This is a genomic window from Spirosoma harenae, from assembly GCF_054776975.1.
Window position 1 is genome coordinate 1 of sequence record NZ_BAAHBD010000032.1, and the last position, 11,284, is coordinate 11,284.

Sequence of the window (11,284 nt, forward strand, 5' to 3'; positions counted from 1 at the left end):
ATATACTGGTTGTTGAGGAGTTTGCTACGCCCATCCCTGATTTCTTCAGCGGAGCGGTGCTGATTAACCTGACCCGGTCGGATAGCAATCTGCCCGGTACGCTTAACGATTGGCCTTGCGCCAAATTCCAAAAGGCTTCCTGGGAGGAGCTGCTCTCGATTGCCGACATTCTAATCTCAAAACCCTAATGGATCAGCCAACTCCCGACGATCTGGAGCGCCAGGTACGTGAATTCGAAAACAGCTGGTTTCGATTCACCGGTCAACAGTTCATTAAGTTGCCGGAAACGAAGCTCTGCCTGGACTATGATATTGCCCAAGAGAAAATTCTTTCCACGTTCCGCATTCCTGCCACGCAACTATTCGTAGTTGCCCGGTTTCGAGGCATTAAGACATTATCCACTATTGATCAATGAAAATCGGCTATGCGCGGGTTTCAACCCAGGACCAAAATCTAGACCTCCAGCTGGATGCCCTCCAAAAAGCGGGGTGTGATAAAATTTATTCGGAAAAAGCCAGTGGCGCGAAAGCCGACCGGCCGGAGTTAACCAAGCTACTCGACCATGTCCGGGAAGGCGATACCATTGTCGTGTGGAAATTGGACCGGCTCGGCAGGTCCGTTTCCAACCTGGTGGAATTAGTGGAGCGTTGGAAAAAGCAAGGGGTCGGCCTGATCAGCTTGAATGATCCAATTGATACGACTACCGCCCAGGGCGTCCTGATTTTCCAGATCTTTTGCTCGTTAGCGGAATACGAACGGGCGCTGATCCGGGAACGCACCCAGGCCGGACTGGCTTCCGCTCGTCGACGTGGCCAGAAACTAGGCAGGCCAGAAGGTTTGTCAAAAGAAGCGGAAAACAAATCGTGGATTGCGTTGGGACTGTACAACGAAAAGAAACTCTCGACTCGAGAGATTGCCTCACAATTGGGCATTTCTAAATCTACCTTGTATGTGTATTTAAAGCATCGGGGCATTCAAACGGGGGAGAAAGTATAATGGCTAATACTGATAAAGAAGATATCATAAAGTATTGGGGCAAACGCTCACTATTTCTAGTTCTAGCACTTTGGGGATTAAACGGCCTATTGTATTGGTATGGTGAAAGAGGAACATTTGGTGATATGTTTGGCGCTGTTAATGCCCTGTTTTCCGGATTAGCTTTGGCTGGCATTATTATTAGTATACAAATGCAAAGCAATGAATTAGCGTTACAACGTGAAGAGCTTGCATTAACCAGAGATGAGTTAGCTGCTACGAGGGCAGAATTTGAGCAGCAAAATGAGACGATGATCAAACAGCGGTTTGAAAACACATTTTTTCACCTAGTTGACTTGTTTCATGAGATAGTAACTAACTTGTATTATAGCCAAAGAGGTGGTAATAAAACCTATGAAAAAAGAGAAGTCTTTATTAAGGCTTCCCATGAACTAAAAGGTACTATAATTAACAGTAGATCGGAAGCTGTTAATAAGTATAGAAGAGAGAATGGTAATTATTCTTCTGATTTAAATTTAGAATTTAGTAACGAAGAGGAATATGGGTTTGTAAAAGAAGGTTACTTCTCGTTTTATGGGAATTTTTCAGATTCTTTAGGCCATTACTTCCGGCATTTATATCACATATTCAAATACATATACCAAAGCGAATTGACTCTAAAAGAGAAGAAGTTTTACGCTTCTTTAATTAGAGCCCAGTTGTCTCAATCCGAATTGATTTTGATTTTTTATAACTCAATGATTGAGGGCTTAGGCAATCCGAAGTTCCTATTTCTAATTAGGGAGTTTGATATTTTGCAGAATTTCAACTACGACTTAATTGCCAGGCCAATAGATCGTGAAATTCATCAAAAGCTTATGGATGAGGTTATCAACCCGTTTTTAGCTGAGTAGTCATGACTTCAGTTGATCCCACATCTCCCCAACCCGAACCCCTTCCTAAGCGCATCCTCAACTGGATGACGCCCGAGGAATGCCATATCCTGTTTACCCTGGCGTTTGGCATTAAGCCCTCAGCCGCTGAAATCGAAACCTTCGTCGATCCGGGCCGCATTACCATTCGCTGGCGCTACTTGAGTATCCACCTGAACCACGACGGCTCCATTATGGCTGAAGACAAGCCGAGTCTCAGTCGGGGAACCAGTGTGTATTTCAATGCCAAAAAGGTGGTTGATCAACTGGAGGCCTGGGGGATTCGGTTTGGTGATTGAGTAATGCCAACAGTCTTACCCCAGCAAACCTTTGACTGCATCTGTAAAAGTGGTGGGATCTTCCAGCAATTGTTTGGTAAAGTATTTAACTCCTTCTTTCAAGGCTTCTTTACGGACTTCGGTGAAAATATCCAGCCCAGCTTTACGAGCTTTTGCCCAAAATTTAGATAAAGCTTTAACAACCTGTTGCTTAGTGAGCTGAGTCTGTGTCTCTTTTATCTCCTGTGCTTGTGCAATCATCACTTCGATCTCAGCCGTTTTGGTTTCATCCAGATCCGCCGTTTCCTTGTGGGCTTCAAGTCGCTTGACAACGTCGCCTAAATACGCATCAATAAACCGCTGAACGGGTAAGGTAAAAGAGTGTGTTTCGGCATCTTCGTCTAATAGTTGAAAGTCAGTATATTCTTCCTCCTCATACTGCTCTAAAATGGGGTCGGATGGCCCTTCTGGCAAATTTCCAATAATCAGCGTATATTCTTCGACAAGACTCCTCCAACTTTCGAATTGCATTTGTAAATGTTTCGCGGACTGGCTGTCAGTGCCTTCACCAGGACTATCTGAATTAGCCGGCCTTTGACGGATTTTATAGAAGAAATCTATAGGAGTTCTACCTGGAATTTTAGAAAAGCCCTCTATACAGAAAAAGAAATTCGAACCTGGGGTTGGATCGGTTACATACAGTAGGGTGCCAGGCTTTATTGACTTTGTGTAATTACCCAAATTTAAAATTTCATTGAGTTTTGACTTCGCCCGGAGTTCATTCAGTGATAATTCTCGAAGGGATTCGTTAGAAGACATCGTGTAGAAGGTTTAAGAAGCCATCAAGTATACAAAAGATTTTGCACTACTGAAAACACAAATTGGCCGCTAAGTGACTAGCGGCCAATTTGTTTGATGGACAGTTACTTACGGCTACCGTAACGCTGTTTGTATCCAATTTTCTTCAAACCGCTCTAATTCATAGCGAGGAAACGACGCACCAAGCTCCACACCCCGCTCGGTATTTTGCCCCATAAAGCTCTGATACGCCCGAATGCCCAGCCGGGGGCCGTTCTCATCCAGATACTGGCGCATAAAGATGTGCTGCATCTCCAGATCACCCACCCAGCCGCTAAACGGACTGGTCAGGTTGATTTCCTCTTTGCCACCATCCCAGTACTCCAGCTTGATGTGCAGGAGCTGAAATTTAGCCGGGGGCTGAGGAGGTGGGCTCTGCCATTTATCCCGTGAAGGCGTTGCTACGCTTGGAGTTTTGGCCGCTGGTACTAAGCCAGTTGCACGGCTAGTGTTAGCCGCATAAGTTTGTAAGGTGTTCATTAAAACTGTAAGGTTTGCGACACGTGCCCCAATGCTGAGTCCTGCAAGATCATAGCGTTGGGGTTTTTTGTGTCTAGTTGAAAGTTAGAAAATAGACTCTTATGGGTTAGACTTCAATTTTAAGCTGCTGACCTAGAAACTTTCGCTTCTCATATTCTTTTTCGACGCCATCATGAATCGGTTCAAGTCGGTAGGTGACAGCCCTACGGTTCTGAATCGTTTGTAGCTCCAGCTTATTAGTTGCCTGTTCAGCCATTAGGTCGCGTACCAATCGGTTGATTTCCTTATTACGGGCAATGATTTTATGCTCTCGTTCTGCATCAAGTTGCAATAGCCGAGTATTCCCAAAGAAATGTTCATACAGTACCCTGTAGCACTCTTGCTGATAGATAATCAAAACAGGCTTTACTTCTGCTTTCATCCGGTCAATATTGATGCTAAATAACCAACCGTGTACATAGTCAATGGGTAGACAAAACATCTCTTGTTGCCTATTTGAAGCATCGTGTACATAGCGTAAGCTATACACACGGCTTAAAATCGGGTGTTTTTTGATCTGTTTATACTGCGTTTGACTATCCACACCAACGCCATCACAGATCGGTTTAATAGGTATCCAAACCTGTTCATTTTCCTGTTCGCCGAGTAGCTCGACTTCGTGAAACTTAATGATTTCTGTCATAAGATTGATATTTATCATTTATGTCACAAATATCAACTGCCTTATAATTAATTGCAATCTTTAGTCATAAATATTTTATTTGTGACATAAATGATAAATCATGGAAACAACTAAGATCTATTTAGACGTACCGAATGATATTCACCTGATTATCAAAGAAATGCAGATAGATAGGCAAAGGGCAGGGGAGAAGGCAAATCTGCGTGATATATATATCCAGCTTTTGAGGGAAGCAGTTAAGAAATAAAAAAGCTCGCCCCAACCTAGTCAACTAGGTTGGGTATTTTTTAATCCTATATATATAACAGGTCGATGGATCTAATAATGGATCGGGTATGGGAGGACTTGTGTACGTATTATTATCAATACAAATACACCTGCTATAACTTAACCTGGCAAAAGAATCTACGAAAAGGGTTAAAAATAGTTACCCTGTTACTTTCCGCAAGCGGTATACTCAGCTGGACAATATGGAAGAAAGACGGCTATCTAATCGTTGCCTACATTTTGTCCTGTATTGCTCAACTAATTTCGCTGATTGAGAACAATATCATCCTCTCTGATGAGGGATTTGAAAAACTACTTGATTTGCAAAGTAAACTGAAGGTTCATTATGATCGCCTTGATAAGCTATATTATGAATGTAGTCTTGGACACATAAAAGATGAAAAGAAAATAGCTAAACTGCTTTTTGAAGAATTTAAGACCTACGAAAACGAGATCAGAAAGTTAGATTCTTCCCTAAGTAGCTGGGAGCCTGAATTTTTAAAGCGTAGAGTATTACCCGATTATGAACAATTCCTTACCTTAAAAAACAAGAAAAATGAATCCAGATAGAGAAAGAGGCAATGAGCGCCCTCGGCCACAGCACGACAGACCAACCCCAAGTAATCCACAAAGAGAAAAGGATACCCAAACAGAACGGCGTGATTTACCCAATCCACCTTACATTCCCGACCGGCCAGGACAAGAAAAGCGTTAATAGCGGTACCGCTGATGCAGATTGGCAAAAAAAGGATGAAGGCGCATCTGAACAAAGCGCAGTAATGTTGCTGCTAAAAACTCAATGGCCCGCACTAGCTTTTCCAGCAATTGCAGGGTTAGCAGAAACAAAGTACGCCAGCCAATCATGTTCATGACTAAGCCCCCAATCAATAAGGCTTGCAGAAGTGTTACTGACGTTTCCATGATGTAAACATAACGAAAAAGGTCCATCTTTTACAGATGGACCTTTTTCGTTAGAAGAATTCTTAATCAACTTCACTTTCCTCCACCTTATGCCATTTGCTGCGTTCGGCCTGAACCACCAGCATCACTTTATCCAGCAGGTCATGCCGTTCTGATACCCGCAAAAGTGACTCGTTTCGACCCCTGGGCAGACTGGGAAGGTAAATTTCATACAAGGCATACACCTGGTCATAAATCCATTTCCAAACCTCGGATTCCTCCTGACCCGAAATTCGGGCAATCGCCACGACTTGAAGATACACCTGCGTGCGGTACGCGTGACCACGAACGGGTGAGGAGCTTGCATAGGAAGCCCGACCCGCATACATTTGCGTTGTAGACATTTTAAATGAGAGTTTATGTGTTTACACCACCCCTTTGCTCGTTCCTGGAAGTTCTAGCATTGGGGTTTTTCTTTGTAATTGATTGAATTACAGTATAATATAAAAAGAAAAACCCGCTTTTACAAACCGTAAAAGCGGGTTTTTCTTGGGTAGTGTCCTACTTTTTCTTAGGCTTTGTTTTCGGAGTAGCCTGCTTTTTTTGCTTTGGTTCGACTTCATATACCGGATCAGAAGCCCGACTGGTTGATTTGACAGTGAATAATAGATTGGCCCCTTTTAAAAACGCCCGTCGGTAGTCAATGCTGGGATACCAGTCAGCAGGGAGTAGGTCCGCTTGATTTGTACTGACTTTGTTCAGCCTAACGATGGCAATAGCCTTTCGACGTAGTTCCTGAACCACGTATTGATGCGCTTTGGCCCGAACAATCAGTCCCCCATGAATGGTGTGGTAGGATCGCAAAATTGGCAAATCGTAAATAATGCCATCCTCATCTCGTTCACCTAAAAACTTCAGCTGCAACAGTGCCCCCTCGGGGACATCATAGGCCTCCAGCGGATAGAAACGCGCCATGGTCAAAACGGTATCACCCTGCGAAACCGAGAGGGTCAACGTATTATTAATGTAGGGTACAGTCGTTGTCGTCCTCTGCGCGTACGGATAATAATACATCGAATTGATCGATGCTAAACTCTCCAGAAGCTGCCAGGAAGTAGACGGACCTACTACCATTGAGCGGGTGGAAACGTCGGTGAACGGGTCAACGTGCGTGGACACATTGGGAGCCAGAGTGGAGCAACTGCTTAATAGCATGGCCACCGCCAGGTAGCGTAAAGATTGGATCATCGAGAAAGGTTGATTTAGGGTGAATGGCTAAAACTACGAAAGAAATCAGACATCACATTATACTAAAAAAGTCGGCCCAATTGGGCCGACTTTTACAGGGAATTACTCGCACGAATCTGCTGCACTTCTTTCTGATACTGCTCAAAGAGCCTATAATCAAAAATAATCGACCGATTCGCGTACTTATCCATTAGTTCATTGTTGCGCTGCAGTTGCTGCAGGATGGCCATCCCCATTTCATGCGACATGCCAGCAGGCAAAGCGGCCTGCGGAGTGGGAGCGGGTAAAGCTGGTGAGCCACCAGTAACCCCCGATTGGAGCATGCCATAATTCCCGGATTTCTGGGCGACGTCCATGATTCGGGCGAAATTGGCCACCACCGGATTTTGCAAGGCCCTATTGGAAATCACAAATTCCCGACCGGCTTCACCCGCAATGAACCGCCTGTTACCCATCTGAAACAGCGTCGGCCCATCAACATACCCACCCGGCCCGTTGGTAAACCCTCCCTGAGCAAAGGTTGGCACGTTGTAATTGGCCGAAGCAATTTTTCCCAGTACCGTTCCGTAAGTCGCCGTAGCCAAAGCTGAATAGCCGATGGCCACCAGTGGATTTTTGGCATTTTGCCACATGGACATTAAAGTCGTGGCATAGGCAACGGTTGCTTCGGCGACCGCATAGGCTTTACTAGCTACAAACGCAGCCTTTTGAATCGTTGTTGCTTTCTGCCAGAACGTGCGAAGACCGCTGAGCTGCTCATCCCAGTTGACCTGCATTAGATTCAGCGTTTCCTGCATGACATCCCGAATGGCCTGTTGGCGTTCGAGTTGACTTTTGAACATTTTCTCGTCCGCACTTTCGGCATGGGCGAGTCGGGCGTCAACCTGCGCGTTGAGATTCTGAGTTAAGTCCCGTTCGTCTTTCTCCTTATGGGCTTTTTGCTCATCGGAAATCTCCCTAAGTTTATCCTTCGACTGAATATCAAGCTCTTTGACATCATCATAGTATTTTTTGTACAAAGCCCGTTTGGCCAGGAGAAACGCATTTTCTGCCTGGAGTTTCGCCATTCGAGCCGCATCTTCGGTTATCAAACCCCGTTCGGCTGCTTGCTCAATATCTTGAAGTCGTAGCTGATTTTCCGTGACCAATTCGCGCTCGATCTGATCGCGAACCGATTTCATGTCCTGAAACTTTTCCAGCTTCACTTTCTCGGCTTCTTCCTTCCGCTGTTTATCGTATTTCTGCTGGATCTTTAAAAGGTCAGCTGTCAATCGATCGTTAATGGCCGTGATTTCCTGATGTTTTAAATTTTCATCCTGAACGGATTCTTTCACCCTGGCTTTGGCTAGATCTGATTCATACTCAGCCTGAGCAATTTCCCGTTTTTCATCTTCAGCAATGGCATCGACTTTCATTTTCTGGATGCGTAGGATCGCATCCTTGTTGGCTTCTTTTCGTTTGTCTAGCTTCTTCTGTTCCTCATCCGAAAGGCCTCCACCCGAGCCAGATGGCTTGTCGTTAGTCGGTTTTTCGGTTGGCTCTTCAGGGCCGACTTTTTCCCCTAACCGCTGACGACGAGCACGTCGACGTGCTTCTGCGTCGTACCCCGTCAGTCCTTTAAGCAGATTATTCCGCTCTTGCAGTTTATTCTTTAATTCTTCGATTTCGGCATCGACAGCCAAAAGCTCCTCTTCCGTCATTTTACGATACCCGCCACCAGCCGCTGAGGTATCTTCATCGACGGTCATGCCCGCTTTTCGTTTGTCGATTGCCCGCTGCAGGTCTTCAATGGCCCGGTCACGCTCGGTTGTGGTTTCGGCGATGGCCGTTTTATTGTAGTGCTGGAGGAGTTCCTGTTGAACTTCAATCGCCTGACGCGCTTTGCCGGTATTGATGTCCATCGCTTTGCCATAGGCATCAAACTGCGTGACGGCCGATGGAATCGTTTTGGCAACCTGGTCGATGATCTTATTGAGTTCAACCTGCTCATCGGTTGTCAGCGTTGACTTCTCCTTGAGTTTATCGTATCGCTCCAGCAGCGGAGCAATGTTTTTGGTTAATCCCTCAACTTTACTTTTCTGCTTTTCAAAAGCCTCACTGGCCGCTTCCGACGCAGGAGAAAGATTACCCGACAAAAAATTGGTAAAACGTATGCCAGCCTCGACAACCTTTGTAAAAGCAGGTACCAGCTTTGTGCCCAGAATAATCGCTAGGCCTTCAACCCTCGCCCAAAATATCTCCAACTGATGATCCAGACTTTGATTGTTTTTTTCGGCCTGCGAAAAAGCCTCCTGCGTGCCCGTTACCCGTTTCGTTAATTCAGAAATTTCATTTCGGTGGGTGATGATGTGCTGAGCGGCCGTGATGTTTTCCTTTCCGAAAAGTTTGGTCATCTCTGCCGTCGACAGATTTTTTTTGCCCAAATTCTCCAGTGCTTTTTCCAACCCTACAATCTTCGGATTGGTGTCGTTGGCTCCTGAACCCAAGGTTAAGAGCACGTTTCTAAACTGGGTACCTGCTTCGCCACCTTTTAACGCAATCGTCGACAAACTTTGCAGGACGGCGTTGGTCTGCTCAAAGCTGACACCCTGGGCTTTGGCCACGGTACCCGAGTTTTTGAGCGCAATGCCCATGTCAGCAATTTCAGCAGAGCCTTCTTTGGCTCCGGCCGCAATGACATTGATAAACCGGTTCGCCTGATCAGCGGACTCCCCAAACTGATTGAGGGATTCGGCGGTGACCTGGGTAGCCTGCGCCAAATCAATTTTACCCGCCTGCGATAAGGTAATAGCGGCCTCCGTCGTCTGGGTAAGTAGCTCTTTTTGCGCCAGAAGTTCGGGTTTCGCTGAGGCCATTAACTTGTAAGCCTCCAGCATTTCAGCGCCCGATTTGCCGAAAGTCGGCCCCGATTTAGCCGCTGTTTTGTTGAGATAATCCAGATCCGCCCCAGTGGCTCCAGTCACTGCGGATAACTCCTTACTGGCAGCGTCGAACTGACGATATTTGGCAATAATAGCTGGAATGGCATTGGCGGCCGCCGAAATGCCCGCACTAATCAAATTGCCACCAATGAGACCTGTGGCTGTACTGGCGGCATTCGCTTTGAAACGACCCCAGGCCGTAGTGGTTTGGTTGATGTTGGCTGTCATTTGCCGCTGGGCCGCCAGCAGCGCATGCAGTTCTTTTAACCGATCCTTATAGCCAGGGTCGGTTTCTTTCATTTTGTTCAGCGCCGATCGGGCGTTGGTAACCGCCAGACTGACTTCTTTCAGACTCGTCTGAGCCTGTTTACCATTGATCACTAAGTCAATGACTGCGCGATCGTTCTGTGATTTTGCCATGGGGGAGCAGGGTTAAATAGCTTCCCAGGCACTGGTCATGTATAGTGAATGAGGGAAAAACGGGCGGCTACAGATGAACCGTAACTGAATCCGTCAAATAGTTTTCCAAAGCTCCTAGGGTCATATTCACGTAATAGCGCGATATGAGCTCCCTTAGCCGATGCACTTGAAAGGTTTTTTCTTTAGAATACCAGCGCGATGGTTTCCTAGTCCGCTGTTCTCCATTTTTTCGATTACTCTGATATTTACTTAGGGCGTAAGTTGTTCCCTTTCCAACGCCCATGTCGTCAAATCGGCCGTACAAGAGAAAGCTTAGCTGCATCCCTTTGACCCCGCCCGCTGAGCGGTCCAAATAGAGACGTTTTCGCCAGTCCGCGCGCAAGCGACCCGATCGGACTAAGCTTCGCTTTCGTGAACTTCGTCTTCTGCCATACACTTTCGTGTCCAGCTGCGCTTGAAACCGCTCGACCGTAATTTTAGACCAGGCTTCGACTAAACCTTTTAAGTTTATCCGCTGATTCAGGTCAAGTTGGCTATAGGTGCTCATCCCGGTATGATCGTATAGCCTTCGCCAGGATCGACAGCGACGGTGCGGTTATAAATATCAATTCGGGTCGGCTGCTGATACAGGTTTTCCGTTGAAACAAAATCGTTCTCTACTACAGTGGATGTGCCATTGACTAGGTACGTGTTAACGTATTCCTGGACTGGGGAAATGGCATTGCCCTCCCGGTGTTGGCGCAGTTTGACGGCCAGATTCGTGACACTCGCCGGAAGAGTGCGAGCTGAATCCTTCCAACACCGAATCGTAACGGTTTGCAGCCATACTGGATAGGTACCCACAGCATCGACAATGACCGGCAAGGCTTGTGGCCGTTTTTCGCCCAGTACCAGATCCACCCAGACGGTTACGTTGTCAGGCTCATCCGAAAGCGAAAGGGTGGGAGGAAGCGTCAGTACTTCCAGCTGACAGAATACTTTACCATCCTGGCCAGGCGCCCTAGCCTCCAATTTGCTGATTAGATAGGATCTACGAACCTGGTCTTCTAGAGATAGCGTAACGGACCTATGTAAGGGCATCGATGCCAGAATGGAAGCCGGTAGTAGCAGTGGCTGCGTGATGGCCTGCGTTTGATCCCGAAAATAGAAATAGGCCCGAAGGTAAGCCCGCCAGGCTCCGTAACGACCGGATAGCGAAAGTGACTGATTGCTAATGACGAGTTGTTGTCCGTTACGAACATCGGGCGTCGCCAGTGGATAAGCATTGCCTGCTGAATCCTGGGTCATACCCCGGTAGGCAATCAGACACAGCCCAACGTTATT

15 protein-coding genes are annotated in these 11,284 nt (G+C 46.4%); 6 read left to right on the forward strand and 9 right to left on the reverse strand.

What is annotated here, in order from left to right:
* The 5 genes from ACYVE4_RS29545 to ACYVE4_RS29565 form a co-directional block, all read left to right on the forward strand.
* Positions 1 to 188 (forward strand): hypothetical protein (locus tag ACYVE4_RS29545; RefSeq protein WP_461044019.1); only part of this gene is annotated, 188 nt, incomplete at its 5' end.
* Positions 188 to 415, forward strand: a complete 228-nt coding sequence (locus tag ACYVE4_RS29550) for a hypothetical protein (RefSeq protein WP_461044020.1) — start codon at positions 188 to 190, stop codon at positions 413 to 415. The genes ACYVE4_RS29545 and ACYVE4_RS29550, both read left to right, overlap by 1 nt.
* Complete coding sequence (locus tag ACYVE4_RS29555) at positions 412 to 996, forward strand: recombinase family protein (RefSeq protein ID WP_461044021.1); 585 nt, start codon at positions 412 to 414, stop codon at positions 994 to 996. The genes ACYVE4_RS29550 and ACYVE4_RS29555 overlap by 4 nt, the downstream gene beginning before the upstream one ends.
* Entirely contained in the window at positions 996 to 1,889 is an 894-nt protein-coding gene (locus ACYVE4_RS29560) for a putative phage abortive infection protein (protein WP_461044022.1), read from the forward strand. Before ACYVE4_RS29555 ends, ACYVE4_RS29560 begins: the two co-directional genes overlap by 1 nt.
* A gap of 2 nt (positions 1,890 to 1,891) precedes the next feature.
* Positions 1,892 to 2,206 carry a hypothetical protein gene (locus tag ACYVE4_RS29565; RefSeq protein ID WP_461044023.1) on the forward strand — a complete coding sequence of 105 codons (315 nt, stop codon included), beginning with the start codon at positions 1,892 to 1,894 and terminating at the stop codon, positions 2,204 to 2,206.
* Between the two features lie 15 nt (positions 2,207 to 2,221).
* Here ACYVE4_RS29565 and ACYVE4_RS29570 read toward each other — a convergent pair whose 3' ends face one another.
* From ACYVE4_RS29570 to ACYVE4_RS29580, 3 genes are all read right to left on the reverse strand, one after another.
* Positions 2,222 to 3,004: a hypothetical protein gene (locus ACYVE4_RS29570; RefSeq protein ID WP_461044024.1), complete on the reverse strand. Its 783-nt coding sequence runs from the start codon at positions 3,002 to 3,004 to the stop codon at positions 2,222 to 2,224.
* 114 nt (positions 3,005 to 3,118) lie between these two features.
* Positions 3,119 to 3,523 carry a hypothetical protein gene (locus tag ACYVE4_RS29575; RefSeq protein ID WP_461044025.1) on the reverse strand — a complete coding sequence of 135 codons (405 nt, stop codon included), beginning with the start codon at positions 3,521 to 3,523 and terminating at the stop codon, positions 3,119 to 3,121.
* Between the two features lie 106 nt (positions 3,524 to 3,629).
* A complete protein-coding gene (locus ACYVE4_RS29580) occupies positions 3,630 to 4,205 on the reverse strand; it encodes a phage antirepressor N-terminal domain-containing protein (protein ID WP_461044026.1) in 576 nt (191 codons plus the stop codon).
* Positions 4,206 to 4,529: 324 nt separating this feature from the next.
* On the opposite strand from ACYVE4_RS29580, the gene ACYVE4_RS29585 reads away from it, so the two are divergent.
* Complete coding sequence (locus ACYVE4_RS29585; RefSeq protein ID WP_461044027.1) at positions 4,530 to 5,042, forward strand: hypothetical protein; 513 nt, start codon at positions 4,530 to 4,532, stop codon at positions 5,040 to 5,042.
* Between the two features lie 141 nt (positions 5,043 to 5,183).
* On the opposite strand, the gene ACYVE4_RS29590 is transcribed toward ACYVE4_RS29585, so the two are convergent.
* From ACYVE4_RS29590 to ACYVE4_RS29615, 6 genes are all read right to left on the reverse strand, one after another.
* Complete coding sequence (locus ACYVE4_RS29590; RefSeq protein WP_461044028.1) at positions 5,184 to 5,393, reverse strand: hypothetical protein; 210 nt, start codon at positions 5,391 to 5,393, stop codon at positions 5,184 to 5,186.
* Between the two features lie 62 nt (positions 5,394 to 5,455).
* Positions 5,456 to 5,776 carry a hypothetical protein gene (locus ACYVE4_RS29595; RefSeq protein ID WP_461044029.1) on the reverse strand — a complete coding sequence of 107 codons (321 nt, stop codon included), beginning with the start codon at positions 5,774 to 5,776 and terminating at the stop codon, positions 5,456 to 5,458.
* Positions 5,777 to 5,933: 157 nt separating this feature from the next.
* The gene (locus ACYVE4_RS29600) at positions 5,934 to 6,620 is read right to left on the reverse strand and encodes a hypothetical protein (protein WP_461044030.1); all 687 of its coding nucleotides are present in this window, start codon (positions 6,618 to 6,620) and stop codon (positions 5,934 to 5,936) included.
* 92 nt (positions 6,621 to 6,712) lie between these two features.
* Complete coding sequence (locus ACYVE4_RS29605) at positions 6,713 to 9,961, reverse strand: phage tail tape measure protein (protein ID WP_461044031.1); 3,249 nt, start codon at positions 9,959 to 9,961, stop codon at positions 6,713 to 6,715.
* 67 nt (positions 9,962 to 10,028) lie between these two features.
* The gene (locus ACYVE4_RS29610; protein WP_461044032.1) at positions 10,029 to 10,508 is read right to left on the reverse strand and encodes a hypothetical protein; all 480 of its coding nucleotides are present in this window, start codon (positions 10,506 to 10,508) and stop codon (positions 10,029 to 10,031) included.
* On the reverse strand, positions 10,505 to 11,284 hold a 780-nt coding region (locus ACYVE4_RS29615), incomplete at its 5' end, for a hypothetical protein (RefSeq protein WP_461044033.1). The genes ACYVE4_RS29615 and ACYVE4_RS29610, both read right to left, overlap by 4 nt.

Excerpts from the sequence above, each read along its gene's own strand:
- ACYVE4_RS29600 (WP_461044030.1), bottom strand. The coding sequence starts at position 6,620 with ATGATCCAATCTTTACGCTACCTGGCGGTGGCCATGCTATTAAGCAGT.
- ACYVE4_RS29605 (WP_461044031.1), bottom strand. The coding sequence starts at position 9,961 with ATGGCAAAATCACAGAACGATCGCGCAGTCATTGACTTAGTGATCAAT.
- ACYVE4_RS29590 (WP_461044028.1), bottom strand. The coding sequence starts at position 5,393 with ATGGAAACGTCAGTAACACTTCTGCAAGCCTTATTGATTGGGGGCTTA.
- ACYVE4_RS29555 (WP_461044021.1), top strand. The coding sequence starts at position 412 with ATGAAAATCGGCTATGCGCGGGTTTCAACCCAGGACCAAAATCTAGAC.
- ACYVE4_RS29560 (WP_461044022.1), top strand. The coding sequence starts at position 996 with ATGGCTAATACTGATAAAGAAGATATCATAAAGTATTGGGGCAAACGC.
- ACYVE4_RS29610 (WP_461044032.1), bottom strand. The coding sequence starts at position 10,508 with ATGAGCACCTATAGCCAACTTGACCTGAATCAGCGGATAAACTTAAAA.
- ACYVE4_RS29595 (WP_461044029.1), bottom strand. The coding sequence starts at position 5,776 with ATGTCTACAACGCAAATGTATGCGGGTCGGGCTTCCTATGCAAGCTCC.
- ACYVE4_RS29565 (WP_461044023.1), top strand. The coding sequence starts at position 1,892 with ATGACTTCAGTTGATCCCACATCTCCCCAACCCGAACCCCTTCCTAAG.
- ACYVE4_RS29585 (WP_461044027.1), top strand. The coding sequence starts at position 4,530 with ATGGATCGGGTATGGGAGGACTTGTGTACGTATTATTATCAATACAAA.
- ACYVE4_RS29580 (WP_461044026.1), bottom strand. The coding sequence starts at position 4,205 with ATGACAGAAATCATTAAGTTTCACGAAGTCGAGCTACTCGGCGAACAG.
- ACYVE4_RS29550 (WP_461044020.1), top strand. The coding sequence starts at position 188 with ATGGATCAGCCAACTCCCGACGATCTGGAGCGCCAGGTACGTGAATTC.
- ACYVE4_RS29575 (WP_461044025.1), bottom strand. The coding sequence starts at position 3,523 with ATGAACACCTTACAAACTTATGCGGCTAACACTAGCCGTGCAACTGGC.
- ACYVE4_RS29570 (WP_461044024.1), bottom strand. The coding sequence starts at position 3,004 with ATGTCTTCTAACGAATCCCTTCGAGAATTATCACTGAATGAACTCCGG.